11 protein-coding genes (1 of these 11 cut by a window edge) are annotated in these 16022 nt (G+C 72.3%); 3 read left to right on the top strand and 8 right to left on the bottom strand.

The window, feature by feature from the left end:
* Nucleotides 1-1573, bottom strand: partial view of a ribonuclease J gene (locus tag ACSMX9_RS23195; RefSeq protein ID WP_351248579.1) — the 5' portion only. 113 nt of this gene lie to the left of the window's left edge; only the first 1573 of its 1686 coding nucleotides appear in the window; its start codon is at nt 1571-1573; the stop codon falls past the left edge of the window.
* Between the two features lie 156 nt (nt 1574-1729).
* Nucleotides 1730-2629 carry a 4-hydroxy-tetrahydrodipicolinate synthase gene (dapA, locus tag ACSMX9_RS23190; RefSeq protein WP_351248581.1) on the bottom strand — a complete coding sequence of 300 codons (900 nt, stop codon included), beginning with the start codon at nt 2627-2629 and terminating at the stop codon, nt 1730-1732.
* A gap of 366 nt (nt 2630-2995) precedes the next feature.
* Between dapA and ACSMX9_RS23185 the strand changes: the two genes are divergently transcribed.
* The gene (locus ACSMX9_RS23185; RefSeq protein WP_445396630.1) at nt 2996-3238 is read left to right on the top strand and encodes a hypothetical protein; all 243 of its coding nucleotides are present in this window, start codon (nt 2996-2998) and stop codon (nt 3236-3238) included.
* A 185-nt stretch (nt 3239-3423) separates the two neighbouring features.
* Nucleotides 3424-3984, top strand: coding sequence for a hypothetical protein (locus tag ACSMX9_RS23180; protein ID WP_366115867.1), 561 nt, complete (start codon nt 3424-3426; stop codon nt 3982-3984).
* 72 nt (nt 3985-4056) lie between these two features.
* Here the strand turns inward: ACSMX9_RS23180 and ACSMX9_RS23175 are convergent, their stop codons facing one another.
* The 6 genes from ACSMX9_RS23175 to eccD form a co-directional block, all read right to left on the bottom strand.
* Nucleotides 4057-4509, bottom strand: coding sequence for a hypothetical protein (locus ACSMX9_RS23175; RefSeq protein WP_445396628.1), 453 nt, complete (start codon nt 4507-4509; stop codon nt 4057-4059).
* A gap of 3 nt (nt 4510-4512) precedes the next feature.
* Entirely contained in the window at nt 4513-5265 is a 753-nt protein-coding gene (gene dapB / locus ACSMX9_RS23170) for a 4-hydroxy-tetrahydrodipicolinate reductase (RefSeq protein WP_445396626.1), read from the bottom strand.
* A gap of 35 nt (nt 5266-5300) precedes the next feature.
* Nucleotides 5301-6680, bottom strand: coding sequence for a M16 family metallopeptidase (locus ACSMX9_RS23165; RefSeq protein WP_445396624.1), 1380 nt, complete (start codon nt 6678-6680; stop codon nt 5301-5303).
* Nucleotides 6677-8896 (bottom strand): polyribonucleotide nucleotidyltransferase, encoded by a 2220-nt coding sequence (locus tag ACSMX9_RS23160; protein ID WP_366115863.1) that lies wholly within the window; start codon nt 8894-8896, stop codon nt 6677-6679. Before ACSMX9_RS23160 ends, ACSMX9_RS23165 begins: the two co-directional genes overlap by 4 nt.
* Nucleotides 8897-9319: 423 nt before the next feature.
* Nucleotides 9320-9607, bottom strand: coding sequence for a 30S ribosomal protein S15 (rpsO, locus tag ACSMX9_RS23155; RefSeq protein WP_030943387.1), 288 nt, complete (start codon nt 9605-9607; stop codon nt 9320-9322).
* 234 nt (nt 9608-9841) lie between these two features.
* Nucleotides 9842-11389: a type VII secretion integral membrane protein EccD gene (gene eccD, locus ACSMX9_RS23150; RefSeq protein WP_445403068.1), complete on the bottom strand. Its 1548-nt coding sequence runs from the start codon at nt 11387-11389 to the stop codon at nt 9842-9844.
* Nucleotides 11390-11777: 388 nt separating this feature from the next.
* On the opposite strand from eccD, the gene eccCa reads away from it, so the two are divergent.
* Entirely contained in the window at nt 11778-15758 is a 3981-nt protein-coding gene (gene eccCa / locus ACSMX9_RS23145; protein ID WP_445396622.1) for a type VII secretion protein EccCa, read from the top strand.
* Nucleotides 15759-16022 lie beyond the last annotated feature (264 nt).

Below are 16022 nucleotides of genomic sequence, written 5' to 3'. Positions count from 1 at the left end.
CGTCCTGCGCCGAGCGTTCGAGCACCTCGGTGACCCTGGGGATGATGTCGCTGAACGCCGCGTCCTCGATGCCGGAGCCGCGGGCCTGGACGTGCGGGCCGCCGGTGATCTTGCCGGTGCTGGCGTCGACGACGACGAAGACCGAGATGATGCCCTCGTCCCCGAGGATCTTGCGGTCCTTGAGCGCGGGTTCGCCGACGTCCCCGACCGACAGCCCGTCGACGTAGACGTAGCCGGCCTGGACCTTGCCGACGATCTTGGCCTTGCCGTCGACCAGGTCGACGACCACGCCGTCCTCGGCGATGACGATGCGGTCGTGCGGAACGCCGGTGAGGGCGCCCAACTCGGCGTTGGCCCTGAGGTGGCGCCACTCGCCGTGGACCGGCATCAGGTTGCGCGGCTTGCAGATGTTGTAGAAGTACAGCAGTTCGCCGGCCGAGGCGTGGCCCGAGACGTGGACCTTCGCATTGCCCTTGTGGACGACGTTCGCCCCCCAGCGGGTCAGGCCGTTGATCACGCGGTAGACCGCGTTCTCGTTGCCGGGGATCAGGGACGACGCCAGGATCACCGTGTCGCCCTGGACGATCCGGATCTGGTGGTCCCGGTTGGCCATGCGGGAGAGCGCGGCCATGGGCTCGCCCTGGGACCCCGTGCAGACGAGGACGACCTCGCTGTCGGGCAGGTCGTCGAGGGTCTTGACGTCCACGACGAGCCCCGCGGGCACCCGCAGGTAGCCGAGGTCTCGGGCGATACCCATGTTGCGGACCATGGACCGGCCGACGAAGGCGACCCGGCGGCCGTACTCGTGGGCGGCGTCCAGGATCTGCTGGATGCGGTGCACGTGGCTGGCGAAGCTCGCCACGATGATGCGCTTGCGGGCGCCCGCGAACACCTGGCGCAGCACGTTGGAGATGTCGCGCTCGGGCGGGACGAAGCCCGGGACCTCGGCGTTCGTGGAGTCCGACAGCAGGAGGTCGATGCCCTCCTCGCTGAGGCGGGCGAAGGCGTGCAGGTCGGTCAGTCGGCGGTCCAGCGGGAGCTGGTCCATCTTGAAGTCGCCGGTGTGCACGACCATGCCGGCCGGGGTGCGCACGGCCACGGCCAGGGCGTCCGGGATGGAGTGGTTGACCGCGACGAACTCGCAGTCGAAGGGGCCGATGCGCTCCCGGTTCCCCTCCGCCACCTCCAGGGTGTAGGGGCGGATGCGGTGTTCCTGGAGCTTCGCCTCGATCAGGGCGAGGGTCAGCTTGGAACCGATCAGCGGGATGTCCGGCTTCTCGCGCAGCAGGTAGGGGACACCGCCGATGTGGTCCTCGTGACCATGGGTGAGGACGATGCCCTCGATGTCGTCGAGGCGGTCCCGGATGGACGAGAAGTCCGGCAGGATCAGGTCGATTCCGGGCTGCTCCTCCTCGGGGAAGAGCACTCCGCAGTCGACGATCAGCAGACGACCGCCGTACTCGAAGACGGTCATGTTGCGGCCGATCTCGCCGAGGCCGCCGAGCGGGGTGACGCGCAGGCCGCCCTTCGGGAGCTTGGGCGGAGCACCGAGTTCAGGATGCGGATGACTCAAAAGACTCTCCTCAACCACGCGCGCCACGTACCCAGTGGCACGTGGCGCGCGTGACGTTCGTGCAAATGCAGTTGTCGGTCGCACCGGAGCGGGTCGGTCCGGTGGTGGTGCGTATTCAGTTGTGAAGTCCGTGGTGGGAGCCATACCCCGCGAGGGCTACAGCTCCACCCCGCCGGCGGCGAGGTCCTCCTGCAGTCGGGTGGTCTCCTCCGCGGTGAGCCCGATCAGCGGCAGTCGCAGCGGACCGCCGGGCAGCCCCCGGAGGGCGAGGGCGGCCTTGCTCGTCATGACGCCCTGGGTCCGGAACATCCCCGTGTAGACCGGCAGCAGCCGCTGGTGGATCTCGGTCGCCTTCTGGACGTCACCGGCGGTGTAGGCGTCCACGAGGGCCCGTAGCTCCGGGGTGACGACGTGGCCGACGACGGAGACGAAGCCCACGGCGCCCACCGACAGCAGCGGCAGGTTGAGCATGTCGTCACCGCAGTACCAGGCGAGCCCCGAGCGCGCGATGGCCCAGCTGGCGCGGCCCAGGTCCCCCTTGGCGTCCTTGTTGGCCACGATCCGGGGGTGCGCGGCGAGACGCACGATCGTCTCGGTCTCGATGGGCACCCCGCTGCGGCCGGGGATGTCGTACAGCATCACGGGCAGGCCGGTGGCGTCGGCGATCGCGGTGAAGTGCTGGTACAGCCCCTCCTGCGGAGGCTTGCTGTAGTACGGCGTCACCGCGAGCAGGCCGTGCGCCCCGACGCCTTCGGCCTCGCGGGCGAGGGCCACGCTGTGGCGGGTGTCGTTGGTGCCGATGCCCGCGATGACGTGGGCCCGGTCGCCCACGGCTTCGAGGACCGCCCGGACCAGCTCGCTCTTCTCCGCATCGGTGGTGGTGGGGGACTCCCCGGTGGTGCCGTTGAGCACCAGGCCGTCGTTGCCGGCGTCCACCAGATGGGCGGCGAGGCGCTGGGCGCCGTCGAGGTCGAGTGCGCCGTCCGCCGTGAAGGGCGTGACCATGGCGGTGATGACCCGCCCGAAGGGGGTCTGCGGAGTGGAGGTCGGAGCCATGGGTAACACGCTACTCGCTGCTCAGCGCGGGGTCCCCATGCGGGGGACACGGGTGTGCGACAAAGGTGGAGCCCGGCACTGCCTGCTCGGGGGTTCACGCAGTGCCGGGTCCGTTCGTTCAGGCTAGATGAAGTTCATGAAATGCTGCAATCCGGACACTTCGCCGGGTGATTGGGGGCGGTCGGGCGGCCCGCCGGATTTCCGTTGCCGGTCCGGCTCCCCGTGGGGGGTCGGTCGGCGCGCACCTTCGCGAAGCCCGGCGAATTTCCATGAAATCGCCGATACGGGGCACCTGTGGACGCTTTCGTGCGTCTTGGAGGGTGACGGCGTTCCGCCGCCGACCGCACCCCAGGAAAGGAGCCCCCCATGGCCCCCCGGCGCGAGTCCGTTCCCTTCGCCTTCGTCGCCGAGACCGACGGCTTCCGCAGCAACGTCGCTCCCCCGCCCCGGGAACGGCTCTCGGCGGGCGTCGTCGCGGGTCGCACCCTCATCGGGCTGACGGTGGCCGCCGGGTTGGTCGGCGCCCTGGTCTTCGGAACGCCGGCCCTCTCCCCCGACCCCTCGCCCGCACGCACCCAGCAGTCGGAGGCGACGGTCGACGATCGCTGACCCGCACCGTCACCCATCGTGACGGAGAGTGAGTGCGACCAAGGGGCTTGCACTGGCGTCCACCCGTCTGACCTGGGACGTCAGCCGGGCGTGACTCGTCCGGCCCCCCGAGGGTGGTCGGTTCGGTCACGTATCGATAGCCTCACCGGGCACGGACCCGTGCGTGGATCGAGTGAGGACCTGTCGTGCCCCTGCCCTTCCTGACGGCGGACCGCGCTTTCGACGAGTCGTCGGACGACGTCGCGCTGCCGTTCGACGACCGTGATCGCTGGCGGCGCCCCTACCGCCCCGGGCCCTGGCGGGTGGGCGCCGGCGCACTCCTGTTGCTGCTGGCCTCGTACGTGCTGCTGGCCACCATGATCGTGGCACTGGCCGACTCCCCGGCCGCGGCGGGAGCCTGCATGGCGGTGGCGGCGCTCGTCATCGCTGCCGCGCTGCGGCTGCTGCGCATGGGCACCTGGGTCAGCGCCCGGGGCGTGCGCCGGGTCGGCTTCCTGACCACGGTCACGTTCCCCTGGCAGCGGGTTACCACGCTGCGCACCGCCCAGCAGCCGGTGCGCTGGTTGGGGCTGCCGCGCACGGTGCAGGGGCAGGCCCTGACCCTGGCGGTCTCCGGCCGCCGCGCGGACGACGCACCGGTGTTGCTGCTGACCACCCACAACGCGGACTTCCTGGCCCGCTCGCACGCCTTCGACCGGGCCGCGGACACCGTGGAGGCGTGGGCCGAGGAGTACCGCCGGGGCTGAACCGACCGCCCCGTACGGTTCCGGCCGCCGCCCCGTGCCCCGGCCCGCCGTCGCGGGCCGGGGCACGGTCGGTCAGGCGGCCGGTTGCCGTCCCTCGTGGAGGGCGATCGCCCGCTGCATGGCCTTGCGGGCGCGGGGGGTGTCGCGGGCGTCGTGGTAGGCCACGGCGAGCCGGAACCAGGAGCGCCAGTCCTCCGGCGCGGCTTCCGTCTCGGCCTTGCGCCTGAGGAACACGGCGTCGGCGGAGTCGCGGTCGATGCGCCCGCTGGGCGTGCGCTCCAGTTCGTCGACGGGTAGCCCGCCCTCGCGTTCGAGTTCCGCCGCGAGCAGTCCGGCCTTCCGGGCGAACTGGGTGTTCTTCCAGAGGAACCAGAGTCCGATCAGCGGCAGCACCAGCACCGCGAGCCCGAAGGTGACCGTCAGCAGGGTGCCGGCCTGGATGAGGAACACCCCGCGGCTGCCGACCAGGACGAAGTAGACGACCAGGACGACGGCCGCGAGGGCGTAAGTGATCTTGGCGCGCATCGGTCAGCCGAGGTCCAGGAAGTGTTCCAGGCCGAAGGTGAGGCCCGGGGCGTCCACCACGCGCCGCACCCCCAGCAGGATGCCCGGCATGAAGCTGCTGTGGTGCAGCGAGTCGTGCCGGACGGTGAGGGTCTCCCCCTCCCCGCCGAGCAGGACCTCCTGGTGGGCGAGGAGCCCGCGCAGCCGCACCGAGTGCACCGGCACCCCGTCGACGTCCGCGCCGCGGGCACCCTCCAGCGCGGTGACCGTGGCGTCCGGTTGCGGAGCGCTGCCCGCGGCGGCCCGGGCGGCGGCGATCAGCTGGGCGGTGCGGGTCGCGGTGCCGCTGGGGGCGTCCGCCTTGTGGGGGTGGTGCAGCTCCACGACCTCGACGGACTCGAAGTAGGGGGCGGCGATCTGGGCGAACTTCATGGTCAGCACTGCGCCGATGGAGAAGTTCGGCGCGATGAGGACCCCGGTGGTGGGGGACGCGGCCAGGCTGGTGCCGAGTTGGGCGAGCCGTTCGTCGGTCCAGCCCGTGGTACCGACCACGGCGTGGATGCCGTGGCGCACGCAGAAGTCGAGGTTGCCCATGACGGAACCGGGGTTCGTCAGCTCCACGGCGACCCGCACGTCCTGTTCGACCAGCGTCTCCAGCCGGTCTCCGCGGCCGAGCGCGGCCACCAGTTCCAGGTCCTCGGCGGTCTCCACGGCACGCACCGCCTCGGAGCCGATGCGGCCCTTGGCGCCGATGACCGCGACTCGCAGCTTGCTCATGTGCTTGTTCCTTACGGGGAGGGGACGAGGGGAGGTCAGCCGACCGCCGCGTGCAGCGCGGCCGTCTGCTTGTCCTTGAGCGGGCCGATGACCGACAGGGACGGGCGACGGCCCAGCACCTCGCGGGCGACCGACCGGACCTCGTCCGGGGTCACCGCGCCGATCCGGGCGAGCATGTCGTCGACGGACATCTGCTCGCCCCAGCACAGTTCGCTCTTGCCGATGCGGTTCATCAGGGCGCCGGTGTCCTCCAGGCCGAGGACCGTGGAGCCGGCGAGTTGGCCGATGGCCCGGACGATCTCGTCGTCGGACAGCCCGTGCTCCGCCACCTCGGCGAGTTGGTCGCGGCAGATCGCGAGGACGTCCCCCACCTGGCTGGGGCGGCACCCGGCGTAGACGCCGAAGAGGCCGCAGTCGGCGAAGCCGGAGGTGTACGAGTACACGCTGTACGCCAGCCCGCGCTTCTCCCGCACCTCCTGGAAGAGCCGGGACGACATGCCGCCGCCGAGTGCGGTGTTGAGCACGCTGAGCGCCCAGCGCCGGTCGTCGGTGCGGGAGAGGCCCGGCATGCCGAGGACGAGGTGGGCCTGTTCGGTCCTGCGGCCGATGTGCTCCACCCGGCCCGCCGCGCGGATCGTGCGGCTGCCCTCGCGGGGGGCGATGGGCTCTGCGTCGGCGCGGCCGAGCGCCCCCGCGCGTTCGAACGCGGCGCGCACCTGGCGGACGACCTTGTGGTGGTCCACGTTGCCCGCGGCGGCGACAACCAGGTGGGTGGGGTCGTAGTGCTTCCGGTAGAAGCGGCGGATGCGGTCGGCGGTCAGGGCGTTGACCGTGTCGACCGTGCCGAGGACCGGGCGGCCCAGCGGGCCGTCCCCGAGCAGGGTGTGCGCGAACAGGTCGTGCACGCAGTCCCCGGGGTCGTCCTCGGTCATCGCGATCTCTTCGAGGATCACGCCGCGTTCGGCGTCGACGTCCTCGGGCCGGATCAGCGAGCCGGTCAGCATGTCGCAGACCACGTCGATGGCGAGCGGCAGGTCGGTGTCGAGCACCCGTGCGTAGTAGCAGGTGTACTCCTTCGCCGTGAAGGCGTTCATCTCGCCGCCGACCGCGTCGATCGCGGAGGAGATGTCCAGGGCGGACCGTCGGTCGGTGCCCTTGAAGAGCAGGTGCTCCAGGTAGTGGGTGGCGCCGTTCAGGGCCGGCGTCTCGTCCCGGGAGCCCACATGGGCCCAGATGCCGAAGGTCGCCGAGCGGACGGAGGGCAGGGTCTCGGTGACGACGCGCAGGCCGCCCGGCAGGGTCGTGCGGCGGACCGTGCCGATGCCGTCCTTGCCCTTGAGGAGGGTTTGGGTACGGGCGACGGCCCGCGTCTCCGAAGAGACACGGGCCGTCGCGCGGAAACTACGGGACGTCACTTGGCGGCGTCGTCCTTCGCGTCCTCGGCACCGTCCTCGCCCTCGATCACGGGGATCAGGGAGAGCTTGCCGCGGGAGTCGATCTCGGCGATCTCGACCTGGACCTTGTGGCCCACGCCGAGGACGTCCTCGACGTTCTCCACGCGCTTGCCGCCGGCCAGCTTGCGGATCTGCGAGATGTGCAGCAGACCGTCCTTGCCCGGCATCAGCGAGACGAACGCACCGAAGGTGGTGGTCTTCACGACCGTGCCCAGGTAGCGCTCGCCGACCTCCGGCATGGTCGGGTTGGCGATGGAGTTGATCGTGGCGCGGGCGGCCTCGGCGGCCGGGCCGTCGGCGGCACCGATGTAGATGGTGCCGTCGTCCTCGATCGTGATCTCGGCGCCGGTGTCCTCCTGGATCTGGTTGATCATCTTGCCCTTGGGGCCGATGACCTCGCCGATCTTGTCCACGGGGATCTTCACGGTGATGATCCGCGGGGCGTTCGGGGACATCTCGTCCGGCGTGTCGATGGCTTCCATCATCACGTCGAGGATGTGCAGACGGGCGTCGCGGGCCTGCTTGAGGGCCGCGGCCAGCACGGACGCCGGGATGCCGTCCAGCTTGGTGTCGAGCTGGAGGGCGGTGACGAACTCCTTGGTGCCGGCGACCTTGAAGTCCATGTCGCCGAAGGCGTCCTCCGCACCGAGGATGTCGGTGAGGGTGACGTAGTGGGTCTCGCCCTCGATCTCCTGGGAGATCAGGCCCATGGCGATGCCGGCGACCGGGGCCTTCAGGGGCACACCGGCGTTCAGCAGCGACATCGTCGAGGCGCAGACCGAGCCCATGGACGTCGAGCCGTTGGAGCTGAGCGCCTCGGACACCTGGCGGATCGCGTAGGGGAAGTCCTCGCGGGCCGGCAGGACCGGGACGATGGCGCGCTCGGCGAGGGCGCCGTGGCCGATCTCGCGGCGCTTGGGGGAGCCGACGCGGCCCGTCTCGCCGGTGGAGTACGGCGGGAAGTTGTAGTTGTGCATGTAGCGCTTGCGGGTGACCGGGGACAGCGTGTCCAGCTGCTGCTCCATGCGGAGCATGTTCAGCGTGGTCACGCCGAGGATCTGGGTCTCGCCGCGCTCGAACAGGGCGGAACCGTGGACCCGCGGGATGGCCTCGACCTCGGCGGCCAGGGTGCGGATGTCGGTGACACCGCGGCCGTCGATGCGCTTCTTCTCCTTGATGACGCGCTCGCGGACCAGGGACTTGGTCAGCGAACGGTACGCGGCGGAGATCTCCTTCTCGCGGCCCTCGAACTGCGGGAGCAGCTTCTCGGCGGCCAGGCCCTTGACCCGGTCCAGCTCGGCCTCGCGCTCCTGCTTGCCCGCGATGGTGAGGGCCTGGGCCAGCTCCTCGCGGACGGCGGCCGAGAGGGCCTCCAGGACGTCGTCCTGGTAGTCCAGGAAGACGGGGAACTCGCCGGTCGGCTTGGCGGCCTTGGCGGCGAGGTCGGCCTGCGCCCTGCACAGCACCTTGATGAAGGGCTTCGCGGCGTCCAGACCGGCCGCGACGACCTCCTCGGTGGGGGCGTCGGCGCCGCCCTCGACCAGCTTGATGGTCTTCTCGGTGGCCTCGGCCTCGACCATCATGATCGCGACGTCGCCGTCCTCCAGGGTGCGGCCCGCGACGACCATGTCGAAGACGGCGTCCTCCAGCTCGGTGTGCGTCGGGAACGCCACCCACTGGCCGCGGATCAGGGCCACGCGCACGCCGCCGATCGGACCGGAGAAGGGCAACCCGGCGAGCTGCGTGGACGCGGACGCGGCGTTGATCGCGACGACGTCGTACAGGTGGTCGGGGTTGAGGGCCATGATCGTCGCGACGACCTGGATCTCGTTGCGCAGGCCCTTCTTGAAGGACGGGCGCAGCGGGCGGTCGATCAGGCGGCAGGTGAGGATCGCGTCCTCGCTGGGCCGGCCCTCGCGGCGGAAGAAGGAACCGGGGATCTTGCCGGCCGCGTACATGCGCTCCTCGACGTCCACCGTGAGGGGGAAGAAGTCGAGCTGGTCCTTGGGGTTCTTGGAGGCGGTGGTGGCCGACAGCACCATGGTGTCGTCGTCCAGGTAGGCCACCGCGGAACCGGCGGCCTGGCGGGCCAGGCGACCGGTCTCGAAGCGGATGGTGCGGGTGCCGAAGGAGCCGTTGTCGATGACGGCCTCGGCGTAGTGGGTCTCGTTCTCCACCAGCGGTTTCTCCTCGTCTGCGTCCCGCGCCCGGGTGGCGGGGGACGGGGGCGGAGAAGCGCGCCGTGGTTGCTTGCCGGTCTTCGATCGAAGCCCTCGGGGGCGAACGTCCCGGGAGCCACTACCGAGGACCGGCGCGGCGGGGGCGCTTCTCCTCGTCATGTGTCACTGCGTGCGGCGCCGACTCGGCGGTGCCGCGGGTGCCGTCCGGTGGACCTCGCGGCGACGGGCGTCGCGTCGGTCCGGTCCGTGCGGTGGTGGTACTGCGACCAGACTACAAAGCCGCGGTGACCCTGCGCACGTAGAGCGCGCACGGCGGGTGTGCCGTGGTGCGCCCCGTGAGCGGGGAACCGGCCCGCGGTCCGGCCGGCAACGGCGAAGGGAGCGGTCCCCTGGGGTGGGAACCGCTCCCTTCACGACGTGCTACTTGGCGCCGGCCGCGCCGCGGCGGATGCCGAGGCGGTCGACCAGGGCGCGGAAGCGCTGGATGTCCTTCTTGGCCAGGTACTGGAGCAGCCGGCGACGCTGACCGACCAGGATGAGCAGACCGCGGCGCGAGTGGTGGTCGTGCTTGTGGGTCTTCAGGTGCTCGGTCAGGTCGGAGATCCGGCGCGACAGCATGGCGACCTGGACCTCGGGGGAGCCGGTGTCACCCTCCTTGGTGCCGAACTCGGACATGATCTGCTTCTTCGTAGCGGCGTCGAGCGACACGCGTACTCCTTGGTTGCTTCGTCACGGAGCCGTACCGGCTTCGTGGGGCCGCCGAGTGCCCCTGACACGTCGCAGGGGATCTTCCGTGACTCGGGAGGCGGGGTCCGCTGGGCGCTGCCACCAGGTCTCGGGAGATCCGGGGGTGCGTACGCAAACGGCCGTCGACCAGGTTAGCACCGCTGCCCACCGCGGTATGCAGCGGTGGGCAGCGGCGGGACGGCGGCAGGGGGCGGCCTACTTCGGCACCAGCGCCCTGACCTGGGCGTAGAGGTCGAAGACGGCGAGGGTCAGGGGCACCAGGGTGAGCAGGAAGAAGCCCTCCGCGAGTTCCAGGAACCGGCCCCAGAAGGGGCTGACCCCGCCGCGGGAGACGATCAGCCCGACCGAGGTGACCAGGGCGGCGCCCACCGCGAACGCGGCGACGAGCCAGACCGTGCGCACGTCCAGGGCGGTGCCGTCGCCGCGCAGGGCGTCGCGGACCAGGTGGGCCGGCGGGTTGAGGGCGAGGCCGAGGCCGAGCAGCACCAGGGAGCCGAGGCCGGCGGCGAGGGTGGCGCCGACCTGGGCCGAGTAGCGGAACAGCTGGGCGCGCAGCAGCAGGGACAGCCCGGTCGCCAGGGCGAGGAGCCGGGCCCACGGGTCGTCGGAGAAGCCGAGCACGGCGGCGGCGCCGACGGCCACCAGGGCGCAGCCGCCGACCAGGCCGACGAGCAGCTCGTGGCCGCGGCGGGCCTGGGCGGCGACCCGTTCGGCGTCCACGGTCTCGGGGGCGGCGGGCTCCTCGCCGTACGCACCAGGGGCGGTCGGGCCGGGGCCGCGGGTGGTGCTGGGCGCGGCGAAGCCGACGGGGAGGCGGGCGAAGCGCATCGACAGACCGGGCAGGAAGGCCAGGGCACCGACCGCGACGGGCACGCAGACCGCGGCGGTCTCGACGGCGTCGAAGTCGGCGAGCAGCGCGGTGAACGTGGCGAGCAGGCCGATTCCGGCGGCGAAGGCGAACGCGACGAAGGGGCCGTCGCCGCGGGGCGAGGCGGCGGTGAGGAACAGGGCCGCGAGCAGGACGGCGGCGCAGGCCGTCAGGACGTGCAACTGCCCGATGCCCTGTCCGGCGGCGGGCGCGAGCAGGCCCGAGCCCGCGACGGCGACGTTGGGCAGGGCGCCCAGACCGAGGGCGAGCGCGGCGGCCCGGTCGTCGTAGACGCGGGCCCGGACGGCGCCGAGGGTGAGCAGGAGCAGTCCGGTGACGGCGGCGAGGACGCCGGGGATGCCGTTCATGTCGTGGCCCGGGTCGGCGGACCAGGCGAGGAAGGCGATGAGGGCGGCGAGAACGCCCCCGCCGGTGAGCCCGGCCGCACGGGTGAGCTCGCCGCTCCACAGGGTGCGGTCGCGGCTGACGCCCGCGGCGACGGCTTCCGACACGTCGTCGAAGACGACCGGGGCCAGCGAGTCGGCGAACGGGCGCAGGGTGAGCAGTTCCCCGTCGGGGATGCGCTGGGCGGTGAAGGACCGGGCGCTGTCGAGGACGGTCCCGTCGCGGCGGACGAGGTGGTAGCCGACGGGCGCCCCGGGTTCGGGGGCCTGCCGGGCGAGCCGCAGGATCTCGGGTTGGAGGTCGGCGACGGGGACGTCGTCCGGGAGCGCCACGTCGATGCGGCTGTCGGGGGCGACGATCGTGACCCGGCAGAAGCCGTGGCCGGTGCCGGGGCCGCGGTGGACGGCCGAGCCGTTCGGTCCGACAGCTGCGGCGCCACCGGGCTCTCCGGTGGCCGCGGAGGCCGTCATGCTCACCTGCTGCTCCCCCCTCATTCATGGGCTGGTACGGGTGGTGGCCGGGCGTCGTGGACGGTGGTGACCCGGCGCGCGACCGGGCGGTGGGCGCGCCCGTCGGGCGGCTTGGTGCGGTCGGTGCGCCGGGTCCCTCCCGGCGGTGTCCTCGTCCTCGACGCGTCGTCACGGCGCGTTCCGGTGCCCCGTTCCCGACCGGCCGGGCCCGAGTGGCCCGTGAATGCCCCGTTTCGCCCGTCGCGTTGTCCGTGTGCGGGCGCACACGGACCGCACCCTATCGCCCGACCCGCACGCGGCGCGTCAGTAGGATCGGCCGGGCGGTCGGGGTCCGCTGTGCACGGGGCGGCGGAGGGAAGGGACCGCGCCGGCAAGGGAATTGGGGCCAATGAGCCAGATCGTCGTCAAGCGCCCGCCACGGGCTTTGCCACCCGAAACGCCCACGGGGGAGATCGCGCTCGAACCGCCGCCGGAGCTGCCGCGCGGCCAGGAGGAGGGCACCCTGATGCAGCTCATGCCGTTGCTCGGCATGGGCGGCTCGATCGTCTTCTTCTTCATGCCCAACTCACACCCGTTCATGAAGGTCATGGGCATGGTGATGGTGGTCTCCACCCTCGCCATGACGATCGCCATGGTGGTGCGCTACCGGCGCGGCGCCCAGGGGCAGTTGGCGGACCTCCGCCGGGACTACCTGCGGTACCTGGCGCAGACCCGGCGGACCGCGGTGACGACCGCCCGCGCGCAGCGCGACGCCCAGTACTTCCTGCACCCCTCCCCGGAGCAGCTCTGGGCGCTGGTCGCCGAGGGCAGCCGGGTGTGGGAGCGGCGTTCCGGTGACGTCGACTTCGGGCAGGTGCGGATCGGGCTGGGGCCGCAGCCGCTGGCCACCCCGTTGATCGCGCCGGACATCGGGCCGACCGACGGTCTGGAACCGCTGACGGAGGACGCGCTGCGCCGGTTCGTCGCCGCGCACGGCACCCTGGAAGCCCTGCCGATGGCCGTGTCCCTGCGGGCCTTCTACCACGTCACGGTCAGCGGCGACCCGGCTGCGGCACGCGGCACGGCCCGGGCGTTGACCGCCTCGCTGGCCTCGCTGCACACCCCCGAGGACCTGGTCCTGGTCTTCGGTGTCGGCGCGGACCGCCTCCCCGAATGGGAGTGGACCAAGTGGCTGCCGCACGCCCAGGCGCCGGGGGCGCCGGACGGTGCGGGCGCCCGCCGGATGGTCGTGCACGGCGCGGGCGACCTGGACGCGCTGCTCGCCGACCGGCTGGTGGGGCGGCCCCGCTTCCACCCGGCGGGCGCTCCGGTGCCGGACGAGCCGCACCTGGTCGTCGTCCTGGACGGGCTGTCGCTGTCGCCGCACTCCCCCCTCGCTTCGGTGGAGGGGCTCCAGGGCGTCACGGTGGTCGAGGTGGTGCCCGGTGACCTCGCCGCCGGACGCGGGGACCTGTCGATCGTGGTCCGGCCGGGGTCGCTGCGGTTGGAGTCGGCGAGCGGCCAGGTCTACGAGGGCGTGCCGGACGCGCTCGCCCCCGAGTCGGCGGAGGCCCTGGCGCGGCAGTTGGCGCCGCTGCGCATGGCCTCGGGCGGGGACGACGACGAGCCGCTGTTGGCGAACCTGGAGTTCACCGAGTTGCTGGCGCTCGGGGACGCGGCCTCGGTGGACACCCGGCGCACCTGGCGCACCCGGTCGTTGGCGGAGCGGTTGCGGGTGCCGATCGGGGTCGGCGAGGACGGGCAGCCGGTGATGCTGGACCTCAAGGAGGCCGCGCAGGAGGGCATGGGACCGCACGGGCTGTGCGTGGGGGCCACCGGCTCCGGCAAGTCGGAGTTGCTGCGCACGCTGGTGCTGGGCCTCGCGGTGACGCACTCCTCCGAGACCTTGAACTTCGTGCTGGCCGACTTCAAGGGCGGCGCCACCTTCGCCGGGATGGCGCAGATGCCGCACGTGGCGGCCGTCATCACCAACCTCGCGGACGACCTGACGCTGGTCGACCGGATGGGCGACTCGATCCGCGGCGAGCTGAACCGGCGCCAGGAGATGTTGCGGGACGCGGGCAACTACGCCAACGTGCACGACTACGAGCGGGCCCGGACCGCCGGGGCTCCGTTGCAGCCGATCCCCTCCCTGGTGCTGGTGATCGACGAGTTCAGCGAACTGCTCACCGCGAAGCCCGACTTCATCGAGATGTTCGTCCAGATCGGGCGCATCGGCAGGTCCCTCGGCGTCCATCTGCTGCTGGCTTCACAGCGGTTGGAGGAGGGGCGGCTGCGAGGGCTGGAGACGTACCTGTCGTACCGGGTCGGTCTGCGGACCTTCTCCGCCGCGGAGTCCCGGGCGGCGCTCGGCGTGCCGGACGCGTACGAGCTCCCGAACGTGCCCGGTTCGGGGTTCCTGAAGTTCGGGACCGACGAGATGGTGCGCTTCAAGGCGGCGTACGTGTCCGGTGCCTACCGGTCCGGCGGCGGACGGACCGTGGGGGCGGGCGGGCCGCTGCCCGTGGACCGACGCCCCGTGCTGTTCACCGCGACCGAGGTCCCGGTGTCGTACCTGAGCGTGCCCGCGGCCCGCACCGCGCCGGAGGCGGACGCCGAGGACGAGGCGCTCGCGGACACCGTGCTCGACGTGATCGTCCGGCGGTTGGAGGCGCAGGGCCCGGCGGCGCACCAGGTGTGGTTGCCGCCGCTGGACAGCCCGCCGTCGCTGGACGCGCTGCTGCCCGGGCTGACGGCGGTCCAGGGGCGCGGGCTCACCCCGCCCGACCAGTCGGTCACCGGGCGACTGGTCGTCCCGCTGGGCCTGGTCGACAAGCCGTACGAGCAGCGCCGCGATCCGCTCTGGTGCGACTTCTCGGGAGCCGCCGGTCACCTGCAACTCCTCGGGGGCCCGCAGTCCGGCAAGTCGACGCTGCTGCGGACCCTCATCGCCGCCTTCGCCCTCACCCACACCCCGTACGAGGTGCAGTTCTACGGCCTCGACTTCGGCGGCGGCGGGCTCGCCGCGGTCGCCGGCCTGCCCCACGTCGGCGGGGTCGCCTCCCGGCTCGACCCGGAGCGGGTGCGGCGCACCGTCGCCGAGGTGTACGGGGTGCTGACCCGCCGCGAGGAGTACTTCCGGGCGGCCCAGATCGCGTCCATCGCCGACTTCCGCGCCCGCCGGGCCCGGGGCGAGGTCTCCGTCACCGACCAGCCCTGGGGCGACGTCTTCCTCGTCATCGACGGCTGGGGCAACTTCCGTCAGGAGTACGAGGGCCTGGAGCAGATCGTCGTCGACATCGCCTCCCGCGGCCTCGGGTACGGCGTGCACCTGGTGCTGTCGGCATCCCGCTCGATGGAGGTCCGCTCCCACCTCAAGGACCTCCTCGGCAACCGGCTGGAACTGCGGCTCGGCGACACCATGGACTCCGAGATCGACCGCAAGGTCGCGGTGAACGTACCGGTCGGGGTGCCCGGTCGCGGCATCTCGCCGCAGCGCCTGCACTTCATGGCGGCGGTCCCCCGGATCGACGGACTCTCCTCGGACACCGACCTCGCCCGGGCCACCGAGGCCCTCGCGGCGGAGGTGACCCGGCACTGGTCGGCGCCGGGCGCGCCCGGCGTGCGCCTGCTGCCCCGACGCCTGCCCGCCGACCGGCTGCCCCGCGGCGACCGGTTCCCGGAACGGGGCGTCGCCTGGGCCCTCGACGAGGACAACCTCGAACCGGTGTTCGTGGACTTCGAGCAGGACCCGTTCTTCCTGGTGTTCGGCGAGAGCGAGTCCGGCAAGTCGAACCTGCTGCGCCTCCTGGTCAAGGGGCTCACCGAGCGGTACCCGGGGGACGGCTGCAAGTTGTTCCTGGTGGACAACCGGCGGGCCCTGCTCGACGCGGTGCCCGCCTCCCACCTGGCCGAGTACGTGCCGATGTCCAACGCCATGGACCACCACGTCGAGGCACTCGCCGACCTGATGCGCCGGCGCAGCCCGACCGCCGACGTCACCGCGCGGCAACTGCGGGAGCGCAGCTGGTGGCAGGGGCCCACGGTGTACGTCGTCGTCGACGACTACGACCTGGTCTCCACCTCCAGCGGAAACCCGCTCGCCCCGTTGACCGAGCTGCTTCCGTTCGCGCGGGACGTGGGGGTGCGCTTCATCATCGCCCGCTCCACCGCCGGGGCGGGGCGGGCGGCGTACGAGCCGTTCATCCAACGGATGAAGGAGTTGGGCGCCCAGGGCGTCGTCCTCGCGGGCGACCCCGGCGAGGGGGACCTGCTGGGCGGGGTGCGACCGCGGCCGATGCCGGTGGGCCGGGGCACCTTCGTGTCCCGCAAGCGGGGCAAGCCGTTGGTGCAGACGGGGCTGCTCGCGGAGGGCGACGAGGGCGCGTGAACGCCCGCCGGGGAAGGGCCCGCCCGGGTCCTTCCCCGGCACGGGGTGGGCCGGCGGGTCGGTGGACACGCCGGGCCGTGGAGTTGCAGCGCCGAAGCGGCTCGCTGATCGAGGGCTGCCGTGCCGTCACTGGCACGGCGAGCAGCGCCGCGGGGCGTGCACCCCCTGCCGGCACTCGTGCACCGGGCACACCGGCCCCACGAGACGGAGCGGGAGCCGTCCTTCCCGGACGTCCGGCAGGGGAACGGTCCTGGCCGAGAGGCG

This window comes from Streptomyces sp. LE64 (assembly GCF_052606915.1).
The sequence above is the reverse complement of the archived record's forward strand: the minus strand, read 5'-3'. Positions and strand labels throughout refer to the sequence as shown.

What these genes read in the sequence shown, in the direction of transcription:
- dapA (WP_351248581.1), bottom strand. Translation starts at nt 2,629, where the DNA reads ATGGCTCCGACCTCCACTCCGCAGACCCCCTTCGGGCGGGTCATCACC.
- ACSMX9_RS23185 (WP_445396630.1), top strand. Translation starts at nt 2,996, where the DNA reads ATGGCCCCCCGGCGCGAGTCCGTTCCCTTCGCCTTCGTCGCCGAGACC.
- ACSMX9_RS23175 (WP_445396628.1), bottom strand. Translation starts at nt 4,509, where the DNA reads ATGCGCGCCAAGATCACTTACGCCCTCGCGGCCGTCGTCCTGGTCGTC.
- dapB (WP_445396626.1), bottom strand. Translation starts at nt 5,265, where the DNA reads ATGAGCAAGCTGCGAGTCGCGGTCATCGGCGCCAAGGGCCGCATCGGC.
- eccD (WP_445403068.1), bottom strand. Translation starts at nt 11,389, where the DNA reads ATGACGGCCTCCGCGGCCACCGGAGAGCCCGGTGGCGCCGCAGCTGTC.
- eccCa (WP_445396622.1), top strand. Translation starts at nt 11,778, where the DNA reads ATGAGCCAGATCGTCGTCAAGCGCCCGCCACGGGCTTTGCCACCCGAA.